Raw genomic sequence first — 25,436 nt, 5'->3', positions numbered from 1 at the left:
CTACGACAGCATGTTGTCAACTGAAAGTCTGCAAGGATGGTCCCCATGGCAGAGATCGTCGGCGGGGGACGTCCGGTCAACGACGCCGAGCGGCGCGTGATCGCGCATCTGCGCGACCGCGCGCCCGCCGACTGGCTGCTGTTGCACAACATCGAGATCCCGCGCGGCGCCGACCTGTTCGAGGTCGATTTGATCGTGCTGACCGGCCACTCGGTCGTGGTCATCGACGTCAAGGGCACCAGGGGCCGCATCGAGGTCTCCGGCCAGCGCTGGTTCCCCCCGCGCAGGGAGGCGTTCGGCTCTCCCGTGGCCAAGCTGCGCGGCACCGCCAGGGCGCTGAAGGGGCTCCTGGTCGACAAGCACAGGGAGCTGGAGCGGGTCTACGTCGACAGCCTCGTGGTGCTGTCCTCCCCCGACGCCGAGCTGGTCGACGCGGGCGGGCGCGACGCCGCCAACGTCACCGACCTGCCCTCCCTCATCGACACCCTGGCCGACCCCTCCCGCGTACGGCGAGGCGGCACCCGCGACGCCAAGCCGTACCTGCCGAAGATCCTCGACGCGCTCAACGCCACGGTGCGCCGCAGCACCGCCCCGCCCAGGTTCGGCAACTGGGAGGTCGAGGAGCGCCTCGGCGGCGACAGCAAGGTCACCGAGTACCGCGCGTTCAACGCCACGCTGCCGGGTAGCGAGACCGTGCTGCTGCGCGTCTACCAGGCCGACCCCCTGGCCGACCAGGAGCAGCGGGCGGCCGAGCGGCAGCGCATCGCCAACGCCTACCAGTCGCTGACCAGGATCCCCTCGCATCCCAACGTCGTCAGGTCGCGCGACTTCTTCGCCATCGACGACGAGAGCAGGTTCGTGCTGGTGCTCGACGACGCGCACGGCAGGGCGCTGCACCTCCAGCTGCACGAGCGGCGCAGCGAGGTGCTGAGGGGTCTGCTGGCGGGGCTCGCGCACGTGCACGCCCACGGTGTGGTGCACAGGGCGTTGACCCCCGCCTCCGTGCTGGTGTCCGAGGACGGCCAGGCGATGCTGACCGGCTTCGACTACGCCAAGGGCGCGCCCAGGCCCTACACCGTCGCCAACGAGCTGACCAACGTGCTCGACGCCCACTACGTCGCCCCCGAGTGCCACGACAGGCCCGACCTGATGACCTCGGCCGCCGACGTCTACGCGGCGGGCGTGATCGCCCACCAGGTGCTGACCGGCGAGCTGCCCGAGGGGCCCGACGCGCTCGCACACGACGTGGTGCGGGCCATGCTGGACCACAGCCCCGCCAAGCGGCCGAGCGCGGCCGAGGCGCTGGCGGCGCTCGACGGGGTGCCGGCCGTACGGGAGGGCAGGCTCAGACGGCTTCTGCGGCGAGTGATCCTCTGAGCACCACCGCCTGGTCGAGGTAGTCGCGGGCCAGCTCCGCCCGTCCCGCCGAGCGGTGCAGCTCGCCGAGCAGCTGGGCGGAGGAGGCCTCGCCGCTGCGGTCGCCGAGCTGCCTGAAGATCAGCAGGGAGCGTTCGAGAGCCGCGGAGGCGGGGCCGAGCTCGCCGCTGGCGGCCTGGAAACCCGCCAGGCTCTGCATGGCGTAGGCACCGCAGTGCCGGTCACCGAGGCTCTCGAAGATGTCGAGCGCCCGCCCGTGGAAGCGCTCGGGCTCGCCCAGCTTGCCGAGGTGGATCGACACGCAGCCTTCGCGGTGGACGTCACCCAGCTGCTGCGCCAGGCGCAGCGCCTGCCCGAGCCACTGGGCGGCCTGGACGAGGTCGCCCGACTTCAGGCAGACCCTGCCGATGGCCTGGCGGGTGTAGGCCTCGCCGCTGAGATCGCCCACGGAGCCGAACATGACCAGCGCGCGGTGGAAGTGCGCCAGCGCCGCCCTGTGCTCACCGCGGAACTGCGCCACGGCGCCGAGACCGCAGACCGAGGTGGCCTCTGCCCTGGTGTCGCCCAGCTCGTGGAAGGCCCTGCGGGCCCTGGCGAACATCTCCTCCGACTCGGCGTAGCGGTCCTGGTAGAGGCAGACCTGGGCCAGGCCCCTGAGCATGGCGGCCTCGCCGTAGCTGTCGCCCGCTACCCTGGCCGCCGCCAGCGCCGTCCCGTGGGTGCGCTGCCAGGTGCCGAAGTGGCAGCGCAGGTCGAGGTAGGGCACCATCGCGGCGGCGAGCCCCCACGCCTGCCCGCCCAGACCGGAGGAGGCGGCCACGCGCACAGCCTCCTCCAGCCCCTCGTGTTCGGCCTCGAACCAGGCCAGAGGGTCGGCGGTGAGCCGCTCGAGCGTCTCGCGCGGCAGCCACCAGCGCGCGGCGGCGGCCGAGCTGAGCGTGAAGACGGTGGTGGGCAGCCTGGCCGTGGCCAGCTCGGTGGTGGCGGTCCAGGTGGCGACGACCCTGGCCAGGGCGGCCAGGTCGGGTCCCTGCTCCAGCGCGTGGCACCTGACCAGGTCGGGCAGCCGGTAGCGGGGCTGGCCGAGCGGGTCGGTGCCGACCAGCCTCAGCAGGTCGGCGTCCACGAGCGCGTCGGTGACGTCGTCGGCCCTGTGCCTGCCGAGCACGGCGTCGACCACCCAGCCGGGCAGCGAGGCACCGCCGAGCCTGCCCAGCGTGTGGAGCGTCCTGGCGGCCTCTGCCGGCAGACCCCTGTAGCTGTGGTCGAGCCCGAGGCGCACGTCCAGGTCGCCGATGCGCAGCTCGCCTATCCTGCGCGACTCGTCCTTGAGCCTGTTCTGGAACAGCGCGAGCGACCAGCCGGGACGCGCCGCCAGCCGCGCCCCCGCGATCCGTACGGCCAGCGGCACGAACCCGCAGGCCCGCACGATCGCCGTGGCCGCCTCCCGCTCCCTCCTCGCCCTGTCCGCCCCGATGATCCTTTCGAGGAGCTCCTCGGCCTCGGGCGGCGACAGGGGCTCCAGATGGATCTGGAGCGCCCCGGGAACCGACGTGAGCTTCGACCTGCTGGTCACGATCACCGAGCTGCCCGCGCCCGGCAGCAGCGGCCTGACCTGTGCGGCGTCGGCCGCGTCGTCGAGCACCACGAGCATCGGGCGCTCGGCCAGGACGCTGCGATAGAGGGCCGAGCGCTCGGCGAGCGTGGCGGGGATCGCGCTCACGCCCAGCGCCCGCAGCGCCTGGGCGAGCAGGTCGGCGGGGTCGGCGGCGGCCATGCACAGGTAGAGCTGCCCCGCGGGGAAGGCGTCCGCGAGGGCGTGCGCGCCGCGGACGGCCAGCGCGCTCTTCCCCGATCCCGGTGGTCCCGAGATCACCGCGACAGGGAAGGGCCCACGGCCGTCGCCCTGGCGCGTGAGGAGGGCGAGCGCCTGCCTTCTGCCCACGAAGTCGGGAAGGTCGGGAGGAAGCTGCCTGGGGGTCCACACCCGCTGGGAGGGCGGTGTTCCCGCCAGCACCGTCGCCTGCACCTCCCGCAGCTCGGCGCCGGGCTCGACGCCCAGCTCGGCGACCAGCTGTCTCCTGATCTCGGTGTAGCACGCCAGCGCCTCCGCCTGCCGTCCGCTCCCGTGGAGGGCGAGCATGAGCTGTCCCCACAGGTCCTCGCGGAAGGGGTGCTCGGCGCACAGGGCGCGCAGCAGGGTGACGGCCTCGCCGTACTCCCCTCGCTCCATGCGGGCGGCGATCAGCTCGCGTGCGGCGGCGAGCCGTACCTCGGGAAGGGGGGCGAGGCGGCGCGTCCACAGGGGATGGTCGGGCAGGTCGGACAGCGGGACGCCGCGCCACAGCGCCAGCGCCTCGGCCAGCGACTCGGGATCGCGGCGGGCCACCAGACGCTCGAACGTCAGCAGGTCGAGCTCGTCATGAGCCACCTCGATCAGGTAGCAGGACCCCTCGGCGCGGATGCGGGCACCGAGTTCGGAGCGCAGTGAACTCGCGTAGGTGCGCAGGTTGGCGTGCGCGGAGCGGGGTGGGCGCTCCCACAGCACGTCGACCAGATGATCGGCCCCCACGAGATGGTTGGCGTCGAGAAGCAGTGTGGCCAGCAGCATGCGCGGCTTCCTGCCGGAGATGCGCACGGGCCGTCCTGCGGCCCGTGCCTCCAGCGGGCCGAGCACATGGAAGGACACCATGGCAGCCCTCTGTACGTTTTTTGTACGGATTATTCCCACCCTGGGGCCTGCGAAGACTTACCGGTGCGGAAGGGGTCCCAGTGAAACTCCGAGCAGTCCTCATCGCAGGCTTAGCCCTGGTCATGAGCATCGCCGCCGCCGACCCAGAGGAGGGGGGCGACCCTCCCAACGAGGTGACCGCCGATGTGAGCGTCATGGCCACCAACTTCCAGCTGCCCTTCCCCTGCGGTCAGGCATGGACGGGCAACTCCAGCGCGAGCAGCGCGCACCAGTCCTGGGAGATCGACTTCAACAGGGGCAGCACGGCTGACGCCGACCTCGGCGACCCCGTCGTGGCGGCCGCCTCGGGCACCGTGGTCATCTCCGCCCACCAGGGCTCGGCCAACGGCTACGGCAACCTGGTCAAGATCGACCACGGTGGCGGCTGGTCCACCTACTACGCGCACCTGAACGTCCGCTCGGTCAGCGCCGGTCAGGCCGTCTCCCAGGGCCAGCGGATCGGCACCGTCGGCAACACCAGCAAGCCGGGCAACTACATCTCCCCGCACCTCCACTACGAGGTACGGCTGGGCACCAGCTACCCCTCCAACATCCAGAAGGCCGTCTTCAACGGCACGACCTTCGGCTACCCGATCCAGACCCTCACCTCGAGGAACTGCGCCAGCACCACCAACCCCTACACCCCGCAGGAGGTGTGCGGCTCGGGCTACAGCGTGATCGACTCCGCGGCCCTCGGCACCTCGGGAACCGTCTACCTGCTCTACAACAGCGGCAACGGCTACAACTGCGTCACCACGATCAAGAAGACCTCGCTCGGCTCGGCCACCGCCACCGCCGCCTATCTGGAGGTGCAAGGCAGTAGCCGGATAACCGACTCGGGCAACTTCTCCTACTACGCGGGACCCGTCAGAGCCTCGGCGGCCGGCAAGTGCGTGAAGTGGGGAGGCAAGGCGGGCTCCTACGTCTACGACAGCCCGTTCGAGCACTGCGGCTGATCTCGTCCGCAAAGGGCCCCCGGGCGCGTCCGGGGGCCCTTTCACACGAGGTCGATGATGTCGATCACCGTCACCACCGAGCCCCGCGTGACGGCGACCCTGCTCCCCACCCGCTTGCCGACCAGCCCCTCGACCCACTCGGACGGCACGGCGCCCTCCTTCAGCACGAACGCCCTCGGCCCGCCGTCCGCACGGGAGGAGGCCACGACCTCGCGCCCCGGCCCGCGGGTGGCGACGTACTGCACGACCACCGTGGAGCCGGGGCCGACCTGGCGCCCCGAGCCGTCGATCAGCGTGCCCGAGCGTGCGGGGCCTGCGAGCCTCGGGAGCTCCTCGCCGACCAGCCTGGCGTCGGGCGGGTAGCCGCCGAGGATGTCGAAGACGAGCACGAGCGGGTCGTCCTGTCCCGCTCCCGCCCCGCCGTACGCGAGGCGGCCGGGGCCGACCAGCATCACCCTGCTGCCCGCCCTGCGGCCGATCAGCACCCGCTCCCAGATCCCGGGAACGTCGCCGCGTCCGAAGACGACCGTGAGGGGCCTGCCCGCGTCGTAGGTGTTGAGAGGGGTCGCGTCGCCGCTCCATCCGCGGATCACGACCTCGGTCACCACCACGTCCCCCGGACTCGTGCGCGGCCCCCTGCCCTCGGCCAGCACGCTGATCTCGGGCGTACCGCCAGGGCGCTGTGAGGGCAGCTCGATGACCGGCCTGCTGCCGAACGCCCCGCTCACGACCGGCGTGGAGGCGGAGGCGCAGGAGGTGACGAGCATGAGGAGCACCAGCACGGTCACGCGCACGGTGATGACCTAGCCCCGATCGTCCCAAGCGACTCCTGACCACCCGCCATCTCCCGGCAAACTGGGATGCTGTGAGCCGACCGAACCTGGCGCGCAGGGTCGCGGACGCGGCCGAGATCGCGCTCACCACCCGCAAGTACGTCACCTTCATCGACGTCGTCACCGGCCTGCGCTGGCTGCACAGCCGCCATGTCGACACCTGGAGACAGGGCAGGTCGGCCACGCTCGGCGAGCTGGCGGCCGTCGACGACGCGCGCCTGCTCGACGCGGCCGCCGCGCTGCGCGAATGGGCGCTGTCCAGGGGGCTGCGGCCGATGGAGACGCCCTACCTGTCAGGCAGCAGGGAGCGCAGGGAGCTGCGCTTCACCGCCGCAGGCGAGCAGGGCTCCTTCCGCGTCCACTGGATCTCGCCCGACCTCAGCGACGCGCGGGTGAAGCAGCTGGCCGAACGGCAGAGCAAGGCGCCCGACCTGGTCGTGGTCGCGCCGCTCGAGACGTGGACCTGCGCCACGTGCGGCGACACGGGGCCTTACCTGATCATGGAGGACGACCGCCCGCACTGCCTCACCTGCGCCGACCTCGACCACCTGGTCCTCCTCCCCTCGGGGAACGCGGCGCTGAGCCGCAGAGCCAAGAAGGAGAGCGGGCTGTCGGCGGTGGTGGTCCAGTACAACAGGCGGCGCAAGGTCTACCAGCGCCAGGGGGTGCTGGTCGAGGAGGCCGCGCTGGCGCGCGCCGAGGAGCAGTGCCTGGGCGACGAGGAGGTACGCCTGCGCCGCCGCGACCGCGACAGGGAGCGCAGAACCGAGCAGGACCTCGACTACCAGACCAGGATGGCCGCCGAGATCCTGCGGCTCTTCCCCGCCTGCCCTCCAGTGCGCGCCGACTCGATCGCCGCCCACGCCGCCCTGCGCGGCAGTGGCAGGGTGGGGCGCACGGCCGCCGCCAAGGCCCTCGACGAGAACGCGATCACGCTCGCCGTCGTGGCCTCGATCCGCCACCTCGACACCGGCTACGACAGGATGCTGATGGACGGCGTGCCCCGCATGGAGGCCCGCGACCGCATCAGACCGGCCATCGAGGCCAAACTGTCGGAGCTCAGGGGTAGAAGAGAACCATGAGCGACTGGCACGCCGTCAGGCAGACCATGCGCGACTTCGCGCTCAGCCTGCCTGAGACCCACGAGGACTTCCCTTGGGGCGATCGGGTCATCAAGGTCAACAAGAAGGTCTTCCTGTTTCTCGGCATCGACGAGCCGACCGAGAAGTGGAACCCCTCCTTCGGGGTCAAGCTCCGGTCCGAGGCGCACGGCCACGCGCTGACCGTCGAGGGCGCCGAGCCCAGCGGCTACGGCCTGGGCAAGGCGGGCTGGGTGACGGTCCCGTTCCAGAGCGCCCTGCCCGACGTCGAGCTGCTGCTCGACTGGGTCGAGGAGAGCTACAGGGCGATCGCCCCGAAACGGGCGATCAAGCTACTGAACAGCCAGGCGCAGAGCGAAGCCGACCAGTAGCACGCCGGTGATCCGCTCGACGCGCCGCCGCACCCGGGGCGTGCGCAGCAGCGCGCCCACGCGGTCGACCACGAGCACGTAGAGCGCGAACCAGGCGGCGTAGAGCCCCGCGAAGACGGCCGACAGCAGCAGCGCGTCGTTCGTTCCCGTCATGAACTGCGGCAGGAAGGTGACCTGGAAGAGCAGCACCTTCGGATTGAGCAGGTTGGAGAAGAAGCCGTTGCGGATGTGCCGCCGGCCCGCGTCGCGCGCCGCCTCCTTCGGCTTGGCGCGGAAGGACTGCACGCCCAGCCACACCAGATAGGCGATGCCGATCCACCTGAGCACGGTGAAGGCGGTCGGCGAGGCGGCCAGCAGCGCCGACAGGCCGAGCGAGGCGGTGGTGGCGTGGACGGCGAGGCCGAGCAGCCCGCCGGCCATCGTGAGCAGCCCGGCCACGCGGCCGTGCGTGAGGGAGCTGCGCATGATCAGGGCCGCGTCGGGCCCGGGGATCATGATCATGACAAGTGCGGTGACCGCGAAGGTCAGCAGCATGGCGGGGGTCTCCCGGAAGCTGGGCGCGCTCCGGGAGACCCGCGGGTGTGCAGGCCGCACGGAACCGCGGACGTACATGGGTGCCTTGTGGGCACCCTGATGTTACTTGTCCGAATTCCGGTACGGCGCCAGGGGCCTGCCCAACGTGGGCGCGCCCAGCAGCTCGGCCGAGGAGACGGCGTAGATGCCGTCGTTGGTGAACACCCAGACGATCTTGCGGTCCCACTCGACGTAGATGGCGTGGGTCTGGTTGCCGAGCGCGTAGTCCGGCACGTTCTTGCTGAACCCGCTGGGCACGAACTGCGCGACCCGCTTCGGCCGCCTGATGTCGGTGGTGTCGAAGAACTGCACGCCCGCGTTGTAGAAGGCGTAGGTCAGCAGGCCCTGCTTCGGCTCTCCCGGCGAGGTGTAGGAGCCCGACCGCTTGGGGCCGAAGCTGCCGCCGCGCTGGCAGTAGTCGGCGAACGGGGCGCCCGCCGCCGGCGCGGGGCCTGGGCAGCGTGCCGACGATCCGCGGGTGGCGCGGGTCGCGGGCGTCGACCTGGAAGACGTCCTTGTAGGGCTCGTGGCAGTCCTCGCCGAGTGGGTAGCCCGAGACGTAGACCATGCCGGTCTTCTCGTACTGGGAGACGTCCACGTTGTCGGCCTCCGTGCCGCCGACCGACATCGGCAGGTCGAGGTGGCCGATCTCCTTCATCTTCGCCGGGTCGGAGATGTCGAGGATCGACAGGCCGTAGCCGCCGAGCGCGGCGAAGCCGTACGTGCCCGAGACGAAGAACGGCATGCGCGCGCCCATCCAGGAGGTCTGGTTGCCGCAGCGCGGGTTCTTGGCGTAGGCGGCCTCCTCCCCCGCGACCTGGCCCTTGCGGTGCCACTCGCCGACCTTCTTCGGCCGCTTCAGGTCGGACATGTCCCATGCCTGGTAGCCGGGCGAGTAGAGGTAGGTGGGCACCTCGGTGTTGCGCCAGGTGTCGAGCGGGGCGACGGCGATGAACATGTACGTCCCGCCGGTCCAGTACGGCACGTCCAGCGAGCCCGAGCCCTGCTGCACGCCCGGCTTCGGGTCGCTCAGCGTGGGGTCGGTCGTCACCGTGGACAGCAGCTTCCAGTCCTTCCTCCGCGGGCCGTCCAGGCGGTAGACCTTGAAGCCCTTGAAGGTGGTCTCGCCGCGCAGCTGCTCCACGCCCGAGGGGTTGTGGAACTTGCTCTTCTCGACGCTGTCGCCGAGCTGGTCGACCTGGCGCTTCTGCTCGAAGGACTGGATCATCACGTAGTGGCCGTCGCGCCACTGGATGGTGGCCGCGCCCCAGTAGTCGGCGGCCTTCCAGTCCTTGCCGGTCAGGCTCTCGACGATCTTCACCTTGCGCACGTCGGTGACGTCGTAGACACGGGCCTCCGTGCGGTCGTACTGGAACAGGTAACGGCGTCCGTCGAAGTCGACGACGTTCTGCCAGGTGTGGAAGTAGTCGGGAGTGAAGTCCGCGCCCCTGTAGGAGGCCTCCACCTTGATCGGGCCCTCGACGTGGCTCTTCGGGTCGTAGCCCTTGGTCTTGAGGAAGAGGTCCTGGGCGCCGCCGGGGAAGGAGAAGCGATCCTCGCCCGCAGGGGTGAGTGCTGGGTGGCGGAACGTGCCGTCGAGCTGCATGCCGTACTCACCGGGGGCGGGGTCGCTCGGGCGGCGGTCACCGCAGACGGTGGGGAAGGCGTCGTCGGGTTCGGCCTGCGCGGGGGCGGCCACCAGCAGGCTTGCCAGGCAGGCGGTGGTGGCCAGAGTCGCTCTGAACATCTTGTGACCTTTCGGGGGATGCGCCCCAGAGTGATGGGTGCGCGTCCCGTTCCCCAATGCCTGGTTCCGCGTTACGGAACCAGCGCGGCCAGCGCCACGCCCAGGCCGCGCTGGTTCTGGCCCGAGGACTTGGCGTCGGTGGAGTTGATGGAGTAGACGACGGTCCTGCTCAGGTCGCGGGTGGCGCCCACGCCTGCCGAGAAGCCGTACCTGGCGCCCGTCTTGCCGTAGGCGACCTGCCCGCCGGGCAGCACCATCCTGGACATGCCTGAGGTGTACACGGCGGGGTCGCACCCGCCGAACGCCGGCACCCTCGGGACGGTGAACATCGGCTCCAGCTGGGCGGGCGGCACGACCTCGCCGGAGAAGAGCGCGTTCACGAACCTCTCCAGGTCGCGGGCGGTCGAGATCAGGTCGCCCGAGGCCCAGGTGGAGGTGACGCTGGTCGCGGTCATGTCCACGACGGACGCCTCGCCGTACCGGATCGAGCCGGGGAAGCCGGCGGGCACGACCTGGTAGCCGTGGTTGTGCCTGCCGCGGATGTGCACCGACCGTCCGGGCAGGTAGCTGTCGCGCATGCCGAGCGGGCGCAGGATGCGGGTGGTGACCTCGTGCTCGTAGGAGCGGCCCGTGACCTTCTCGATGAGCAGGCCGGCGACGAAGGTGTTGGTGTTGAGGTAGTGCTGCCTGGTTCCGGGCGTGAACTCGACCGGGTTCTTGACGGCCAGCGCGACGTACTCCTCTGGCGTCCAGGTTTTGAACCTGGTCCTGTAGACCTCCTCGAAGCCGCCGTCGATCTCGGGCGCGGGCAGGCCACTGGTGTGGTTGAGCAGCTGGCCCACGGTGATCTCCGGGTAGGCGGCGGGAAGCAGGCCGGGCAGGTACTCCTGGACGGCGCCGTCGAGCGACACCCTGCCCTCGGCGACGAGCTGGAGCACGACGGCGGTGGTGAACATCTTGGTGACGCTGCCTGCGCGGAAGCGGACGTCGTCCTTGGCGGGCCGCTCGGCGCGCAGGTCACCGACCCCCGTGACGCCCTTCCACGTGCCCTTCGTGCCGCCCACGCGGACGATCGCCGCGGTGGCGTCGGGCGCGGGCAGCTTCTCGATGCTCCTGGCGAGCGCCGCCTCGTTGATCGGCGGCACCTTGACGACGGGGTCGACGGCGGGCGGAGGGACCGGGCAGTCCTTGACGGAGGCGTGCGCGGGGGCCCCGACGACGGAGGCGGTGACGAAGGTGGCGAGGGAGGCGAGCGCGAGGGCCGCGGGGAGGCTCTTGTTCATGTCCTCGATCCTGTCGAGAACACCGGATCTCCGGATCGCCTGTGCCGGTGAACTCCGGCCTCCCTCCTGAGAGGGAGGCCGATGGGTCGCTCAGGTGACGGCGAGCCGCTGGGCGTACTTCTCGTCGCGCCACAGCTCCTTGTCCAGCACCTCCAGCAGCGTCTGGGCGGCGTCGTAGACGTCGACGTGCCTGATGTAGAGCGGCGCGAAGCCGAAGCGGAGGATGTCGGGCGCCCTGAAGTCGCCGTGCACCCCCCTGTCGATCAGCGCCCTCATCACCGGGTAGCCGTCGCGGTGGAAGAAGCTGACCTGGCTGCCCCTGCGCTCGGGCTCGCGGGGCGAGGCCAGCTCCAGCGCGTCGCCGACCAGGTCGACGAAGAGCGAGGTCAGCTGGACGCTCTTGGCGCGCACCTGTGCCAGGTCCACCCGCTCCCATACGTCGAGCGAGGCCTCCAGCGCGGCGAACGACAGCACGTGCGGGGTGCTGACCGTGAAGCGCCTGATGCCGTCGGCGGGCCTGAAGCGCGGCTCGAAGGCGAACGGCTCGGCGTGGGCGTACCAGCCGGACAGCACGTTCTCCGCGGCCTCGTGGTGACGCGGGTTCACATAGAGGAACGCGGGGGCGCCCGGCCCTCCGTTGAGGTACTTGTAGGTGCAGCCGAGCGCGAAGTCGGCCGCCGAGACGTCGATCTCGAGGGCGCCGACGCTGTGGCAGAGGTCCCAGACCATCAGCGCGCCCGCCGCCTGCACCCTCGCCGTCATCTCTGCCACGTCGTAGCGCTCGCCCGTGCGGTAGTTCACCTCCGACAGCAGCACCACCGCCACGTCGTCGTGAAGGCCCTCGGAGATGTCGCGGATCTCGCAGCCGAGGCCCTCGAGGACGTAGTTGTCGGTCGGGAAGTTCGTCACGTCGGCGACCACGACGTTCCTCGAGGGGTTCAGCCGCAACGCCGCCGCCACCGCCTGGTAGACCGCGATCGACGTGGTGTTGCCGACCACCACCGAGCCGGGGCCCACGCCGATCAGCGGGGCGAGCCTGTCGCCCGTGGTGAGCGGCTGGGCGTACCAGCCCGCGCTGTTCCACCCGCCCACCAGCTCACGGCCCCACTCCTGCTCGACCGCGCGCCGGACCCTCTCGGACGTACGGCGGGGCAGCGCGCCCAAGGAGTTGCCGACGAGGTAGACGACCCCCTCGGGCAGCACGAACTCGTCCCTGAACGCCTTCAGCGGATCCGCCGCGTCGAGAGCCAGACAGTCATCACGATTCACGGTGTTCTCCCAGAAATATCGCCGCATTCCCTCCCAGGATCCTGGCGCGGGCCTCGTCGGAAAGGAAGGCCGCCTCCCTGACCACGGCGCCCACGGGGGTCTCGCCCAGCGGATAGGGGAAGTCGGAGCCGAGCATCACGCGGTCCTCGCCCATGGTGTCCACCAGCAGCCGCAACGCCCGCTCGTCGAAGACGACGGAGTCGACGCTGAAGCGGTCGAGGTAGTGCGAAGGCGGGTGCTCGGAGGTGCCGATGACGTCGTTCCTGCGATGCCAGGCGTTCTCGAAACGGCCGAGCCAGAAGGCGAAGGAGCCGCCGCCGTGGGCGAAGCAGATCCTCAACGACTCGGGGACCCTGTCGAAGACGCCGCCGAGGATCATCGCGAGGATCGACAGGTGGGTCTCGGCGGGCATGCCGACCAGCCACTGCGCCATCCACCTGTCCACGCGGGGCCCCGAGGGCAGGTCCCACGGGTGGACGAAGACGGGCGCGTTCCTGTCGGCGCAGTGCTGGAGGAACTGCACCACGCCCTCGTCGTCGAGGTCCCTGTCACCGACGTGGTTGCCGATCTCGACGCCCCTGTGCCCGTTGGCGAGGCAGCGGTCGAGCTCCTCGCAGGCCAGGTCGGGGTCCTGCAACGGCACCTGGCAGAACGGGATGAACCGCTCGTCGGCGCAGATCTCAAGACTGAGGTCGTTGAAGACGCGGGCGGCGCGGACCGCCTCCCCCGCGGGGCGGTCGTAGGCGAAGAACACCGGCGTGGGCGAGACGACCTGCCTGTCCACGCCCATCGTCCTGGCCCGCGCCTCGGGATCCCAGCAGTCGTCCTGGACTCTCCTGAACTCCTTGTCGCCCACGAGGATCATCGCCTCGCGCTCGGAGTCGATCCGCAGCCGCGGCGCCCCCGGCCAGCCCAGGTCGGGCCAGCCCTTGGGGACGTGGTGCGTGTGGATGTCGGTGATCAACGACTATCCCTTGCCGGGGTGCAGCGCCCCGCAGCTGTCGCAGGTGCGCGCCTTCTCGTCGGCGTAGAAGGCGGCGAAGACCGGCGGCAGGTCCTTGACGATGTCGCGCACCTGCAGCTCGACCTCGTGCACCACGGCGTCGCACTCCTGGCAGTACCAGCGGAATTTCTCCAGCGTGCCCTCCTCGCGGATCCTCTCGATCACCAGGCCGACGGAGTCGGCCTCGCGCTGCGGGGAGTGCGGCATGTTGCCCGGCAGCAGCCACATCTGACCTTCGCGGATGTGGACGGTGTCAGGGCCCTCCGGCGTCATGACGTTGAGCCGCATGTTCCCCTTGATCTGGAAGAACAGCTCCTCATAGGGGTCGACGTGGAAGTCGGTGCGCTGGTTGGGGCCGCCGACGACCATCACGATGAAGTCGTCGGCCTGCTCGAAGACCACCTTGTTGCCCACCGGCGGCTTGAGCAGGTGGGAGTGCTCGTCGATCCACTTGGTGAAGTCGATGGGCGGAATCATGATCGCTCCTTTGGTAGGTAGGCCACGGCCTGCATCTCGATCAGCAGGTGAGGGTGCGGCAGCTGGTGCACCGCCACCGTCGTGCGGGTGGGCCCTGTCTCGTCGAAGAACTCGCCGTAGACCTCGTTGTAGCCCTTGAAGTCGTTCATGTTCACCAGGTAGGTGGTGATCTGGACCAGATCGCCGAGCGCCCCTCCCGCGGCTCGCAGGATGTCGCCGATGTTCTCGATCACGGCCCTGGTCTGCGCGCGGATGTCGAGATCGGTGGTCCCCATCTCGTCCGCCTCCACGCCCGCGAACGTGTTGTCGGGCCGCCGAGAACTCGTGCCGGAGACGTAGAGGAAGTCCCCTGCCCGCTTGACGTGCGGGAACCTGCCTCTCGGTGTGGCCATGCCCTCGACCAGCATCACAGCACCACCTTCCCGAGGCGCTGGATCTCCACCTGGACGCGCGCGCCCTCGCGCAGCGGCTCGGCGGGCGTGGCCGCGCCCGCCAGCAGGAGGGCGCCCTCCTCGATCGCCAGCCCCACCTGTACGGCCAGCCGCGCCGCCTCCACGACCGCCCTGCGCGGATCGCCCAGGATGGCGCCGGTGGACCCGACGTGCACGGGACGCCCGTCGATCTCGAAGAGCACGCCGAGGTTCCAGTCGTCGGGGTCGTAGGCCTTCCACGGCCCGATCGCGTAGCCCGCGGCCGAGGTGTTGTCGGCGATCACGCTCTCCAGCGAGAACCTGAAGTTCTCGTAGCGCGAGTCGATCACCTCGAGCCCCGCCGCGACGGCCACGACGGCGCCCGGCCTCAGAGCGTCCTCGACCGTCTCGATCCTGCGCCCGACCAGGTAGGCCACCTCGGGCTCGACCCTCGGATGGATGTACTTCGCCACGTCGACCTCGGCCATCGACGGCGTCAGCCGCCCCAGGATGAGGTCGTTGACCCCCATCTGGCGGCGTTTGCCCTCGCTGGTGAAGCCCAGCTTGACCCCCGAGAGCGGCTCGCCGCGCAGGGTGAGGAGCTCCTCCTGGATCTCGTAGGCGGTGGCGACGTCGAAGTCGTCCACAGGCTGTGGAATCGGCGTCCTGCTGAGCGCGGCCTCGTGCAGCGCCTGGGCGAGCTTCATTTGGTCAGGTCCAATGCGATATCGACGATCATGTCCTCCTGCCCGCCGACCATACGGCGGCGGCCCGCCTCGGCGAGGATGGCGCGCGTGTCCACGCCGTACCTCTCCGACGCGGCCTCGGCGTGGCGCAGGAAGCTGGAGTAGACGCCCGCGTAGCCGAGCGTCAGCGTCTCCCTGTCCACCCGCACGGGACGGTCCTGCAGCGGCCTGACCAGATCGTCGGCCGCGTCCATGAGCGCGTAGAGGTCGCAGCCGTGCTCCCAGCCCATGAGGTCGGCCACGGCCGCGAACACCTCGAGCGGCGCGTTGCCCGCGCCCGCCCCCATGCCGGCCAGCGAGGCGTCCACCCTGGTGCAGCCGTTCTCCACCGCCACCACCGAATTGGCCACGCCCAGGCTCAGGTTGTGGTGGGCGTGGATGCCGATCTCGGTCTCCGGCCTGAGCGCGTCGCGGTAGGCCCTGATCCGGTCGCGGACGCCGTCCATGGTGAGACCGCCGCCCGAGTCGGTCACGTAGACGCAGTGCGCGCCGTACGACTCCATGAGTCTCGCCTGCTCGGCGAGGACCTCGGGCGGGGCCATGTGCGCCATCATCAGGAACCCGGCGACGTCCATGCCCAGCTCGCGGGCGGTGGAGATGTGCTGGGCGGAGATGTCGGCCTCGGTGCAGTGCGTGGCGATCCGCACCGAGGTGACGCCCAGCGCGTGGGCCCTCCTGAGGTCCTCGATGGTGCCGATGCCGGGCAGCAGCAGAGTGGTGAGCCTGGCCCGCCGTACGGCTCCAGCGACGGCCTCGATCCACTCCTCGTCGGTGTGGGCGCCGGGGCCGTAATTGAAGCTCCCTCCGGCCAGGCCGTCACCGTGCGCCACCTCGATCGCGGCCACGCCCGCCTCGTCCAGCGCCTTGGCGATGGAGACGGCCTGGGCGGTGCTGTAGCGGTGCCGGATGGCGTGCATGCCGTCCCGCAGCGTCACGTCCTGGACGTAGACCCTCATGCCCCGACCTCCGCGAGCCGCTCGGCGGTCCGCAGCGCGGCGGCCGTCATGATGTCCAGGTTGCCCGCGTAGGCGGGCAGGTAGTGCGCGGCCCCCTCCACCTCCAGGAACACGCTCACCTTCACCCCGCCTCTCGCTCCTGGCGCGAGCGTCCGCACCGGCTCGTCGTCGCCCACCTTGGTGAACTGCACCTCCTGCTTGAGCCGGTAGCCGGGCACGTACTCCTGGACCGAGGCCACCATCGCCTCGACCGAGGCGACCACCTCGGCCTCCGAGCACGACTCCACCAGGCAGTAGACGGTGTCCCGCATGATCAGCGGCGGCTCCGCCGGGTTCAGCACGATGATCGCCTTCCCTCGTCCCGCGCCGCCCACCCGCTCCAGCGCCCTGGCCGTGGTCGTGGTGAACTCGTCGATGTTGGCGCGGGTCCCCGGACCCGCCGACCTGGACGCGATGGAGGCCACGATCTCGGCGTACAGCACGGGAGCCACCGACGACACCGCCGCCACGATGGGGATCGTCGCCTGCCCTCCGCACGTCACCATGTTGAGGTTGGGCGCGTCCAGGTGCTCCTCGAGGTTGACCGACGGCACCACGTAGGGGCCGAGCGCGGCGGGAGTGAGGTCGATGACCCGCTTGCCGTGCGCCTGGACGGCCTCGGCGTTGCGCGCGTGCGCCCCCGCCGAGGTGGCGTCGAGCACCACGTCGACCGAGGCGAACGAGGGCAGCGACACCAGTCCTTCCACCCCCGAGGAGGTGGTCTCCAGCCCTCTGCGCCGCGCCCTCGCCAGGCCGTCCGAGTCGGGGTCGATCCCCGCCATCGCCACGACCTCGACCTTCTTCGACAGCAGGGCCTTGAACATCAGGTCGGTCCCGATGTTGCCCGATCCGATGATCGCGATCTTCACGCGAACACCGCCCGCACCGAGCCGAGCCCGTCGATGACCGCCTCGAAGGCGTCGCCCGCCTCCACCGGCACGACGGGGCCCAGCGCCCCCGTCAGCACGACGTCACCGGCGCGCAGGGGGTGGTCACCCGCGCCCAGGGTGTCGGCCAGCCAGACGGCGGCGTTGAGCGGGTGCCCCATGCAGGCCGCGCCCGCGCCCGTGGAGACCTCCTGTCCGCGCCTGGTCATCGTCATGCCCGCCAGCCGCAGGTCGAGCCCGCGCAGCCCCACGGGCGTGTTGCCGAGCACGAAGGCCCCGCTGGAGGCGTTGTCGGCGATGGTGTCGGCCAGCGTGATGTCCCAGTCGGCGACGCGCGAGTCGACGATCTCGATCGCGGGCAGCGCGAAGTCCACGGCCCTGATCACCTCGGCGACCGTGAAGGGCCCGCCGACCAGGTCCCGGCCGAGCACCAGCGCGACCTCCGCCTCCGCCCTCGGCTGCAGGAACCTCTCGTACGGCACCGGCAGCCCGTCCAGGTAGGCCATGTCGGCGAAGAGCATGCCGAAGTCGGGAGAGTCCACGCCCAGTTGCTTCTGCACGGCGAGGTTCGTCAGGCCGATCTTGCGCCCGACCAGCCTGCGCCCCTCCTCCAGCGCCCTGCGGGTGTTGATCTCCTGTACGGCGTAGCCCTCTCCGGCTGTCGCGACCAGGTCCCTGACGGGCGCGCACGGCTTGCCCGTGCGCACCGCCTCGAGCAGCCGGTCGGCCGCCTGGGTGCGCACGTCGACGGCCTCGGACCACTCGTCATTCATCGGCAGACTCCAGCTTGATCGTGATCGTGGTGGGCTCAGAGTAGAAGTCGAGCGACTGCGTGCCGCCCTCGCGTCCGATGCCGGACAGCTTGACGCCGCCGAACGGGGTCCGGAGGTCACGCAGGTACCAGGTGTTGACCCAGACGAGCCCCGCCTCGAGGCGCTGGGCGACGCGGTGGGCCCTGTCGAGGCTGGTGGTCCACAGGGTGGCGGCCAGGCCGTAGTCGGAGTCGTTGGCCAGCGCGACCGCCTCCCCCTCGGTGTCGAAGGGGCTCACGTGGCAGACAGGCCCGAAGATCTCCTCCCTGTTGAAGCGCGAGCTCTCCGGCAGCCCGGTCACCACGGTGGGTTCCACGAAGTATCCGGGCCCCTCGGGCGCGCCCCCGCCGGTCAGGAACTTCGCGCCCTCGTCGCGGGCGAGCGCGTAGAAGGACAGGACCTTCTCCCTGTGCTCGGCGGAGATCATCGGCTGCGGGGTCACCGACGCCGCTTTCTCGGCCAGCCTGGCGCAGAACTCCTCGAAGATCGGGCGCTCGACGTAGAGCCGCTCGGTGCACAGGCACACCTGGCCGCCGTTGGTGAACACCGATCTCACGCTGCCCTCGACCGCCCTGTCCAGGTCGGCGTCGGCGAAGACCAGGCCGGCGTTCTTGCCGCCCAGCTCGAAGGAGATCGGCTTGACCCTGTCGGCCACCGACTTCATGATCGACGATCCGGTGCGGGTGGAGCCTGTGAAGGTCACGCCGTCGACCCCCTCGTGCGAGACCAGGAGCTGCCCCGTCGTGCCGTACCCGTGGATCACGTTGACCACCCCGGGCGGCAGGCCGACGTCGGCGCAGATCTGGGCGAACAGGGCGGCCGAGCCGGGGGTGTTCTCCGAAGGCTTGACCACGACGGTGTTGCCCGCGACCAGCGCGGGCCCGAGCTTCCACGTCATCAGCAGGAACGGCAGGTTCCACGGGACGACGACCGCGACCACACCGAGCGGCCTGCGCACGGTGTAGCTGAGCACGTCCGTCAGGTGGAAGGCCTCGGAGGGACGCTGGGCGGCGATCTCGGCGAAGGCGCGGAAGTTGGCCGCGCCGCGCGGGATGTCGAGGGTGCGGGTCTGCTCAAGGGGCTTGCCGGTGTCAGCGATCTCGGCGGCGACCAGATCGTCGAAGCGGGCCTCGATCCCTTCGGACAGGCGGCGCATCCACGTGGCCCGCTCGGCGACGGGCAGGGCGGCCCACCCTGGTGCCGCCTGCCTCGCGGCGCGCACGGCCTTGTCCACGACGGCCGAGTCCGCCTCGTGGACCCGCCTGTTCACCTGACCGGTCACCGGGTCATGGGACGGGAAGGGCTCCCCCTCGGCCACCCATGAGCCACCGATGAAGTGGGCTACCTGCTCAAATGACATCATTCCTCCACCAAGGGGTATAGAACTTCCCGGCGGTCGGGGACAAGAATGCGTTCCGTGACACGGAACCCCGATCGTCTGTCGATGTTGGAGAAGTCGTGGCTGGTGCTGGACGCGTTCCGTCCCACCGGCGGCCCGCTCAGGCTCATGGACGTCGCCCAGCACTGCCATCTCCCCAAGACCACCGCCTTCCGGCTGCTCAACGAGCTGACCGAGATCGGCGCGGTCGCGCGCAAGGAGAACGGCTACTACCTCGGCCGCCGGCTGTTCGAGCTAGGTAGCATCGTCCCTCTCGAACGCGACCTGCGCCATGCCGCGCTGCCGTTCATGCACGATCTCTACGAGGCCACCAGGGAGACGATCCACCTGGGCGTGCGCGACGGGCTCGACGTGGTCTACGTCGAGAAGATCCGCGGCCACGAGTCGTTCTCGCTGCCCTCGCGGGTGGGCGGGCGGCTGCCGCTCACCTGCACGGGGGTGGGCAAGGCGCTGCTGGCCTACTCGGGGCCCGAGTTCATCGAGGAGGTGCTCTCGCGGCCGCTGCGCAGGCTGACCCCGCACTCGATCGTGGATCCCAAGCGCCTGGAGGAGGTCATCGGCCAGGTGCAGGCGGCAGGGCTGGCCTACGAGCGGGAGGAGGCGCAGCGCGGAGGGGCGTGCATCGCCGCTCCGGTCTTCAGCGGAGGGGCCGTGGTCGCCGCGCTCTCGGTGTCGGTGCCGCTGGCCCGCTTCCACCCGACCCGGCTGGCACCCGCGGTGAAGACCGCGGCCCTGGGGGTGTCGCGGGCGCTGACCCGGTCCATCTGACTTGTCCCATGGGCCCCGAGATTTGGCTGTCCTTTCGGACAGAATTGCGTTTCCCTCAACCCGCATGATGGTCCGGTGGGCCAAACCTGGGAATTGTGGGGAAATATCGTCATGGCTGGGCTTTTGGGGGTGCCGCTGGCCGTCCTGGCCGCCCTGACACTCGCCCGGACCCGCCGGCGCCGCGGACATCCCGCGCCCACGCGCACGGCGGTGGCCGACGTGGGCGTCGTCGCAGGCACGGCCCCCTGGATCTGGATGATCCTCACGCCCTTCGACGGTCAGAGCGGTGTCAGTCTCTTCCCGTTCAGCGACCTGGCCGCGCTCGCCTCCGCCGCGCCGGCGACGGTGTTCGTGCAGGTCGGAGGCAACCTCCTGGTGTTCGCCTGCCTGGGCGCGCTGCTTCCCGTCCGCTCTGTCCTGTTCGCCGGACTCGCGCGGGTGGCGGCCGTGGCCGCGTCCGCCTCGCTGACCGTCGAGCTGCTGCAGTACGGCCTGCGCCTCGGCCGCCACTCCTCGATCGACGACGTGCTGATCAACACCACGGGAGCGGTCTTGGCCGCTTTGGTTACTCGCCGCTGGTGGAGGTCCCTATAGCGGCCAGGACCGTTCCACAGTAACGGCCTGCGAAAACTCGCGAGGATCACCACACGGGCACGATCCACTCAAAAGAAGCACGGGACCAACCTGCGTATCTGTGCGATCGTGGACAAGGCGGGGCAAGTTCTCTGGAGACGCCAAACCCGGTTGGTGACAGAGGGTGATCAAACGTGTCTGAATCCTCCCCGGTACCCCACGAGCCCCCTATCTATCGCCGCATCGCCGACGGCCTGCGCGCCAGGATCCTGTCCGGCGAGCTGCGCGACGGGGACCGACTACCGGGCGAGAACGCGCTCATGGCAGAACACGCAATCGCTCGAGCCACCGCCCGCCAGGCGCTGGCCGTTCTGATCAACGAAGGGCTGGCGGTGCCGAAAAGAGGTTCGGGGGTCTATGTGCGACAGTTCAAGCCGATCCGCAGGCACGGATCACGACGCCTGTCCCGGGAGCAATGGGGCCAGGGACGAGCTATCTGGGACGCCGACACGCGCGGCCGTCCCTTCACCGTGGACGAGGTGGCGGTCGTTCGCGAGCAGGCGAGCGAGGCGACCGCGAGCGTCCTCGACAGCACCGACGTGTGGATCAGGCGCCGCCGCTACTCGGTGGACGCGAGACCTGTCCAGTTGGCCACCTCCTACTTTCCCGCCGACCTGGTGGAAGGCAGCGCGATCACGCTGCAGGACACGGGTCCCGGCGGGGTCTACGCGCGGTTGCGGGACCTCGGCCTGCCGCCGGCGCACTTCACCGAGGAAGTGCGCGCCCGCATGCCGCACCCCGCCGAGGCCCGGCTGCTCGAACTGCCCGCGGGCACCCCGGTGATCGCGATCTCCAGGACCGCCTACACGACCGGCGGCCTGCCCGTCGAATACAACGAGATGGTGCTCGACTCCGCGTCCTACGTACTCCAATACGACTTCGACGCCTAGGTCAAGCCGAAATGTCAAGCGATAGGTTGACCTGTCCCTTGCGATCATTGATTTCTCTAGAGATGTGACGCACCGTCTAGAGAGAGGCAAGCACGAGTGGGGACCCCGGGAAGGGTGACCAGATGTCCTTTGACCGGCATCTAGCCGAGATCGCCCGGGAGTACCCCCACTGGACCATCTGGCGGAGCGACGCGGGCCGCTGGTGGGCCACGCGGCACCACCCGCTCAGCGCCGAGCAGCGTGACGCCGGGTGCGCGATGACCATAGACGCCGACGACCCGGAGGGGCTTCGCGAACAGCTGAGAGACCAGGAGCGGCGAACCGGGTTCGCCGGTCCCGGCCACCTCCACGAAGAAGTGAATGACGAGGAGCGGCGGCCTGGGGCCCGCCCCTTGACGCGCGTGCTGTGGATCGTTCTAGGCGGGGGATCCACGGCACGCGTCCGGCCTCTGGTGAGGCCAAGAGCAGCCCGGTGCCGGGTTCAGCGTCTCGGCGGCTCCGGCACCGGGCCCCCAGGCGCGGAAGTCTCCGACCCTATCGGGGGCGGGGGCTTCCGCCCTGAACGTTGCGGCGCTCGGCGGCAACAGCGCCAGGTGCGCCCTCCTCGGGGGAGTGGCGCAGCCGAGGCGCCAGGACGAGCGTCACCGCGACGGAGGCCGTCGCCATCACCGCCATCGCCGTCCCCGCCGAGGTGTACTGGGCGACGGCGCCGGCGAGCGCCGCGCTCACGCCCTGCAGGGTGAGCACCCCCGACGACCCCAGCCCGAGCGCCTGTCCGCGGGCCTGCGCCGGAGTGAGCGCCACCAGCCGCTCCTGCAGCAGCAGGCTCGCCGAGTAGCCGACCGACGCCAGCGTGACCACGGCAAGCGCGACGGGCAGCCCCGGTTCCAGCACCAGAACCAGATAGGGGACGGCGAGCAGCAGCCTGAGCGGCGCGCCGAGCCGTCCCCTCCACCGGTGCGGCACCAGCCTGCCGATCGCCGCGTCGCCCACCAGCATCCCGAAGGCGGCGAAGGCGAACAGCAGCCCCGCGTGCCGCGGGTCGTAGGCGACGAACAGCGACTCGCACCCGACGATCAGCCCGTTGGGCACCCACATCGCCAGGTAGACGTGCCTGCGCGGCGGCGACGACCACAGCCGCCCGTTGGCCCGCAAGGTCTCGGCCACCGAAGGCCGCCCTGCCGCCCTGGCGGGCCGCCCGCTGAGCCCGAACCTGGCCAGGCACGCCGCGACCAGGTAGAGGCCCGCCGCCGCCACGAGCGTGCCGCGAGGCGACAGCACGGTCAGCAGCACCCCGCCGAGCGCGAACCCGCAGATCTGCATCGCGCCCGTGGACATGTTGAGCACCGAGCGGCCCAGCACGTAGCCGTTCTCGGGGAGGATCTCGTCCAGGAGGCCGAGCCGTACCCCGCCGCCGAGCGAGCCGACCATGCCCAGGGCCAGCAGGATGACGAAGATCGCCCACAGTGGCAGCCCCGGCAGCGCCTGCGCCGCCGTGCCGAGACCCGACACCAGCGCGATACCTGTCAGCGCGAGACGCGGAGGCAGCCTGTCGGCGGCCGACAGGAGCACCGCCGCCCCCGCCACCTGGGCCAGAGAGGCGCCGAACATGCTGAGCGCGGACAGCAGCGGCGATCCCGTGGCCGCGTACACGAGCGTGCCGAGCGCGAGCCCGCTGGCCGTCGAGGCCGCCACCTGCGTCGAGGCGGTGAGGAAGAACGGCGTGAACTCCGGCGTTCCGAACAGTTCCCGATAGGTCCGCATGGCGGGAAGTCTCATGAGCCGCCGCGAGGGAACGTTAGAGTTTCGCGCCGGCGCGAAAGGAGGGCTGTCGTGGGCTGGTGGCAGGTCAACGCCGACACCATGGCCGAAGGCAGGTTCGCGCTCTCCCCCCTGGCTGAGACGACCGCGGCCCTGTTCGCCCTGCAGGCGGGGCTCGCGGGGCACCCGGGCCAGCGCGCATGGCTCGACGCCCATCGGCCTGCCTACAGGAAGCGGCTGGCGGCCGACCCGATCACCGCCCTGCTCCTCAGGGCCGCGCTCGGCCGCACATGGACCGCCGACTTCCTGACCCCCGCCCCGACAGGCGAGGACGAGCCCTCCTTCGCCGACGAGCTGGCGAGGATCCGCGCCACCCCGCCGCGGACCGCCGTCTCGGACCTGGCGCTGTCGGCGAGCGGCCCGGTACCGGCCGAGTTGCACCGCTCCGACCTGCCCGAGCGCGCGGCGGACCTGCTGGAGTGGGTGTGGAGCGAGACCGTGCTGCCGTCGTGGCCGCAGCGCAGGCGCGTCCTGCACGCCGACATCGTCGCCAGGACCAGCCTTCTCACGCAGGGCGGCTGGGCCACGGCGCTGGACGGCCTGCGGCCGGGGATGCGCTGGCTCGGGGACGGCAGGCTGCGGATCAACGCCCTGGACTACCCGCCAAGGGAGATCTCGGGCGCTCGCCTGCTGTTCGTCCCCATCACCCCGCTCACACCGAGGCAGGGCTGGATCGCGTGGAGCCTGCCGAGCCGGTACGCCGTGGTGTACGCCTGCTCGGGTGTCCTGGCCGAGGCGAACACCAGCCCTGTTCCCCAGGCGCTGGGGTCCTTGATCGGAGCGGGCCGCGCCAGGGTGCTCGTCCTGCTCGACACCCCGAAGAGCACGACGCAGTTGGTGGCGCTGACCGGCCAGGGGCTGGGCTCGGTGGGCCGCCACCTCAGGATCCTGCGCGACGCCCACCTCGTACGGCGCCGCCGCGCGGGCCGTTCGGTGCTCTACTACCGGACGACCGCGGGGGACGCGCTCGTCGAGGCAGGAGCCGGGCAGCCCGCCGGATCACGGTGAACCGGCGGGCCTGCCGTACGGACGCTGAAGGTTACTTGTGGGCCAGCGTGCCCAGGTTGACGTCGGTGTCCTCGGAGACGTGGTCGGCGGCGGGCGGAGCCGGCTCGGTGGGCTCGGTGGGCTCGGCGGGCTCGGCGGGCTCGGCGGGCTCCTCCTCGATGATCATCCGCACCTCCTCGACCTCCTCCACCGCGGGCTCGGCGACGACCAGCGGGCCCGAGGAGTTCTCCCTGCGCATGAGGTCGCCCAGCACCGAGCTGATCTCGTTGAGCCTGCGCACGACCTCGCCGTGCGTGTCGGTCAGGTAGGTGACCCGCCTTCCCGCGTGCTCGTCCAGCGAGGTGACCCGCTGCTGCGCCGCCTCGAGCGCCGACTGCGCCTCGGCCCGCGCGTTGGAGAGCGTGGCCTCCGCCTCCGCGCGGGCGTTGTCGACGGTCTGCTCCGCCTCCGCCCTGGCGGTGGTGAGCAACCTGTCGGACTCGGCCCTCGCCGCGCGCAGGGTCTCGTCGGCCTCCGCCCTGGCGGTGGTGAGCGTCTCCTCGGCGTCCGCACCGGCCTGGGCCAGCATGCGCTCGGCCGCGCCCGTCGCCTCGCCCACGCGGCGCTCCGCCTCGGCCTGCGCGCTGGTGAGGATGTTGTCGGCGGTCTCACGCGCGGAGGTGACCATGCGCTCGGCCTCCGCGGAGGCCGTCTCGCGGAGCCTGGCGGCCTCGGACTCCGCGTCCTCGCGCTTGGCGGCCGCCTCCTCCTCGCCCAGCCTGAGAATCTGCGCCAGCCTCGGGCTGAGGTCGTCGTAGCTCTGGGGGGCTTCGACCATGCGGCGCCTGGCCTCGGCCAGCTCGATGCGGCCCTGCTCGGCCTGGTCGATCGCGCGCGCCAGCCGCTCCTCCAGATCCCTGATCTGATTGCGTGAGCGGATCATGTAGTCGTGTACCTGACGACGGCTGTAGCCGCGCATGACGACTTCGAAGGAGTCTTCCTGCATCAGGTCGGGGAAGCTCTCGTGCTGGTTTGTCATCTGGTATGTGGCGCTTCCCCTCAGTCCAAGGGTCGAGGAAGGCCACCCCTCCTTTCGAAAACTCTACGGAAAAAACCGATCACTTTCAGTCATGTTCGACGCACGAGGTGAACGGGGCAGGCGGAGCGCGATGACGCTGGGCACATCGGCCGGCAAGGGTACGGAGCCGCCTCCGTCGGTGCGGACACGCCTCACTCCACCGGGGGACGGGGCCGAGCGGTGGGGGCACGCTACCGGCCTCCCTTCAACCAGACGGGACCGTGGGGGCAAACCGCCGGCTCCAGCCGGTAGCGGGTGATGCGGAGTGCCTGGGCGGAGGGCTTGCGGTT

Annotated in this window: 27 protein-coding genes and 1 pseudogene; 11 read left to right on the top strand and 17 right to left on the bottom strand. The window is 70.7% G+C overall.

The genetic code is table 11. The features are described 5' to 3' along the window. Positions 1-45 precede the first annotated feature (45 nt). Positions 46-1,377, top strand: a complete 1,332-nt coding sequence (gene mads6 / locus FHR33_RS28315) for a methylation-associated defense system protein kinase MAD6 (protein ID WP_183653859.1) — start codon at positions 46-48, stop codon at positions 1,375-1,377. On the opposite strand, the gene FHR33_RS28310 is transcribed toward mads6, so the two are convergent. Then, positions 1,346-4,069 (bottom strand): AfsR/SARP family transcriptional regulator, encoded by a 2,724-nt coding sequence (locus FHR33_RS28310; protein WP_183653856.1) that lies wholly within the window; start codon positions 4,067-4,069, stop codon positions 1,346-1,348. The genes mads6 and FHR33_RS28310 overlap by 32 nt on opposite strands. 80 nt (positions 4,070-4,149) lie before the next feature. Between FHR33_RS28310 and FHR33_RS28305 the strand changes: the two genes are divergently transcribed. Then, positions 4,150-5,064: a M23 family metallopeptidase gene (locus tag FHR33_RS28305; protein WP_312895757.1), complete on the top strand. Its 915-nt coding sequence runs from the start codon at positions 4,150-4,152 to the stop codon at positions 5,062-5,064. 41 nt (positions 5,065-5,105) lie between these two features. On the opposite strand, the gene FHR33_RS52825 is transcribed toward FHR33_RS28305, so the two are convergent. Further along, positions 5,106-5,858 (bottom strand): FKBP-type peptidyl-prolyl cis-trans isomerase, encoded by a 753-nt coding sequence (locus tag FHR33_RS52825; RefSeq protein WP_183653853.1) that lies wholly within the window; start codon positions 5,856-5,858, stop codon positions 5,106-5,108. A 71-nt stretch (positions 5,859-5,929) separates the two neighbouring features. Here FHR33_RS52825 and FHR33_RS28295 point away from each other — a divergent pair, with 71 nt between their 5' ends. Continuing rightward, on the top strand, positions 5,930-6,979 hold the full coding sequence (locus FHR33_RS28295; RefSeq protein ID WP_183653850.1) for a DUF2293 domain-containing protein: 1,050 nt from the start codon (positions 5,930-5,932) through the stop codon (positions 6,977-6,979). After that, positions 6,976-7,368, top strand: a complete 393-nt coding sequence (locus tag FHR33_RS28290; protein ID WP_221241284.1) for an MmcQ/YjbR family DNA-binding protein — start codon at positions 6,976-6,978, stop codon at positions 7,366-7,368. Before FHR33_RS28295 ends, FHR33_RS28290 begins: the two co-directional genes overlap by 4 nt. Here the strand turns inward: FHR33_RS28290 and FHR33_RS28285 are convergent. Then, a complete protein-coding gene (locus tag FHR33_RS28285; RefSeq protein ID WP_183653847.1) occupies positions 7,330-7,902 on the bottom strand; it encodes a LysE family translocator in 573 nt (190 codons plus the stop codon). The genes FHR33_RS28290 and FHR33_RS28285 overlap by 39 nt on opposite strands. Positions 7,903-8,004: 102 nt before the next feature. After that, positions 8,005-8,253 carry a hypothetical protein gene (locus FHR33_RS50645; RefSeq protein ID WP_246452147.1) on the bottom strand — a complete coding sequence of 83 codons (249 nt, stop codon included), beginning with the start codon at positions 8,251-8,253 and terminating at the stop codon, positions 8,005-8,007. A 254-nt stretch (positions 8,254-8,507) separates the two neighbouring features. Between FHR33_RS50645 and FHR33_RS51940 the strand changes: the two genes are divergently transcribed. Then, positions 8,508-8,639: a hypothetical protein gene (locus tag FHR33_RS51940; RefSeq protein ID WP_281388184.1), complete on the top strand. Its 132-nt coding sequence runs from the start codon at positions 8,508-8,510 to the stop codon at positions 8,637-8,639. Here the strand turns inward: FHR33_RS51940 and FHR33_RS50640 are convergent. Then, positions 8,624-8,686, bottom strand: a pseudogene (locus FHR33_RS50640) (hypothetical protein); the annotation flags it as partial. The gene FHR33_RS51940 and the pseudogene FHR33_RS50640 overlap by 16 nt on opposite strands. A gap of 160 nt (positions 8,687-8,846) precedes the next feature. On the opposite strand from FHR33_RS50640, the gene FHR33_RS50635 reads away from it, so the two are divergent. Further along, positions 8,847-9,041, top strand: a complete 195-nt coding sequence (locus tag FHR33_RS50635) for a hypothetical protein (RefSeq protein WP_246452145.1) — start codon at positions 8,847-8,849, stop codon at positions 9,039-9,041. 3 nt (positions 9,042-9,044) lie between these two features. Next, the gene (locus tag FHR33_RS51935) at positions 9,045-9,176 is read left to right on the top strand and encodes a hypothetical protein (RefSeq protein WP_281388183.1); all 132 of its coding nucleotides are present in this window, start codon (positions 9,045-9,047) and stop codon (positions 9,174-9,176) included. A gap of 583 nt (positions 9,177-9,759) precedes the next feature. On the opposite strand, the gene FHR33_RS28275 is transcribed toward FHR33_RS51935, so the two are convergent. From FHR33_RS28275 to FHR33_RS28230, 10 genes are all read right to left on the bottom strand, one after another. Next, positions 9,760-10,971 carry a serine hydrolase domain-containing protein gene (locus FHR33_RS28275; RefSeq protein WP_183653844.1) on the bottom strand — a complete coding sequence of 404 codons (1,212 nt, stop codon included), beginning with the start codon at positions 10,969-10,971 and terminating at the stop codon, positions 9,760-9,762. A gap of 90 nt (positions 10,972-11,061) precedes the next feature. Beyond that, positions 11,062-12,267 (bottom strand): kynureninase, encoded by a 1,206-nt coding sequence (locus tag FHR33_RS28270; protein WP_183653841.1) that lies wholly within the window; start codon positions 12,265-12,267, stop codon positions 11,062-11,064. After that, complete coding sequence (locus tag FHR33_RS28265; RefSeq protein WP_221241283.1) at positions 12,230-13,204, bottom strand: amidohydrolase family protein; 975 nt, start codon at positions 13,202-13,204, stop codon at positions 12,230-12,232. The genes FHR33_RS28270 and FHR33_RS28265 overlap by 38 nt, the downstream gene beginning before the upstream one ends. Before the next feature lie 3 nt (positions 13,205-13,207). After that, complete coding sequence (locus tag FHR33_RS28260; protein ID WP_183653839.1) at positions 13,208-13,720, bottom strand: 3-hydroxyanthranilate 3,4-dioxygenase; 513 nt, start codon at positions 13,718-13,720, stop codon at positions 13,208-13,210. After that, the gene (locus FHR33_RS28255; RefSeq protein ID WP_183660346.1) at positions 13,717-14,127 is read right to left on the bottom strand and encodes a RidA family protein; all 411 of its coding nucleotides are present in this window, start codon (positions 14,125-14,127) and stop codon (positions 13,717-13,719) included. Before FHR33_RS28255 ends, FHR33_RS28260 begins: the two co-directional genes overlap by 4 nt. Next, complete coding sequence (locus FHR33_RS28250; protein ID WP_183653837.1) at positions 14,127-14,837, bottom strand: 2-keto-4-pentenoate hydratase; 711 nt, start codon at positions 14,835-14,837, stop codon at positions 14,127-14,129. The genes FHR33_RS28255 and FHR33_RS28250 overlap by 1 nt, the downstream gene beginning before the upstream one ends. Next, entirely contained in the window at positions 14,834-15,832 is a 999-nt protein-coding gene (dmpG, locus tag FHR33_RS28245; RefSeq protein ID WP_183653835.1) for a 4-hydroxy-2-oxovalerate aldolase, read from the bottom strand. The genes FHR33_RS28250 and dmpG overlap by 4 nt, the downstream gene beginning before the upstream one ends. Next, entirely contained in the window at positions 15,829-16,740 is a 912-nt protein-coding gene (locus FHR33_RS28240) for an acetaldehyde dehydrogenase (acetylating) (protein WP_183653833.1), read from the bottom strand. The genes dmpG and FHR33_RS28240 overlap by 4 nt, the downstream gene beginning before the upstream one ends. Continuing rightward, entirely contained in the window at positions 16,737-17,531 is a 795-nt protein-coding gene (locus FHR33_RS28235; protein WP_183653830.1) for a 2-keto-4-pentenoate hydratase, read from the bottom strand. Before FHR33_RS28235 ends, FHR33_RS28240 begins: the two co-directional genes overlap by 4 nt. Next, positions 17,524-18,930, bottom strand: coding sequence for an aldehyde dehydrogenase family protein (locus FHR33_RS28230; RefSeq protein WP_183653818.1), 1,407 nt, complete (start codon positions 18,928-18,930; stop codon positions 17,524-17,526). Before FHR33_RS28230 ends, FHR33_RS28235 begins: the two co-directional genes overlap by 8 nt. An 84-nt stretch (positions 18,931-19,014) precedes the next feature. Between FHR33_RS28230 and FHR33_RS28225 the strand changes: the two genes are divergently transcribed. The 3 genes from FHR33_RS28225 to FHR33_RS28215 all read left to right on the top strand — a co-directional run bounded on the left by FHR33_RS28225 (position 19,015) and on the right by FHR33_RS28215 (position 21,260). Continuing rightward, positions 19,015-19,737 carry an IclR family transcriptional regulator gene (locus tag FHR33_RS28225; RefSeq protein WP_183653815.1) on the top strand — a complete coding sequence of 241 codons (723 nt, stop codon included), beginning with the start codon at positions 19,015-19,017 and terminating at the stop codon, positions 19,735-19,737. A gap of 111 nt (positions 19,738-19,848) precedes the next feature. Next, positions 19,849-20,331 carry a VanZ family protein gene (locus FHR33_RS28220; protein ID WP_183653812.1) on the top strand — a complete coding sequence of 161 codons (483 nt, stop codon included), beginning with the start codon at positions 19,849-19,851 and terminating at the stop codon, positions 20,329-20,331. 173 nt (positions 20,332-20,504) lie between these two features. Beyond that, entirely contained in the window at positions 20,505-21,260 is a 756-nt protein-coding gene (locus FHR33_RS28215; RefSeq protein WP_183653809.1) for a GntR family transcriptional regulator, read from the top strand. Between the two features lie 534 nt (positions 21,261-21,794). Here FHR33_RS28215 and FHR33_RS28210 read toward each other — a convergent pair. Continuing rightward, complete coding sequence (locus tag FHR33_RS28210) at positions 21,795-23,024, bottom strand: MFS transporter (protein ID WP_221241281.1); 1,230 nt, start codon at positions 23,022-23,024, stop codon at positions 21,795-21,797. 69 nt (positions 23,025-23,093) lie between these two features. On the opposite strand from FHR33_RS28210, the gene FHR33_RS28205 reads away from it, so the two are divergent. Beyond that, the gene (locus tag FHR33_RS28205; protein ID WP_183653806.1) at positions 23,094-24,089 is read left to right on the top strand and encodes an ArsR/SmtB family transcription factor; all 996 of its coding nucleotides are present in this window, start codon (positions 23,094-23,096) and stop codon (positions 24,087-24,089) included. Between the two features lie 31 nt (positions 24,090-24,120). Here FHR33_RS28205 and FHR33_RS28200 read toward each other — a convergent pair whose 3' ends face one another. Continuing rightward, positions 24,121-25,107, bottom strand: coding sequence for a DivIVA domain-containing protein (locus FHR33_RS28200; protein ID WP_183653803.1), 987 nt, complete (start codon positions 25,105-25,107; stop codon positions 24,121-24,123). Positions 25,108-25,436 lie beyond the last annotated feature (329 nt).

Origin of the sequence: Nonomuraea dietziae, from assembly GCF_014195505.1 — a bacterium.
In the GTDB taxonomy this organism is placed as follows: domain Bacteria; phylum Actinomycetota; class Actinomycetes; order Streptosporangiales; family Streptosporangiaceae; genus Nonomuraea; species Nonomuraea roseola.
The sequence above is the reverse complement of the archived record's forward strand: the minus strand, read 5'-3'. Positions and strand labels throughout refer to the sequence as shown.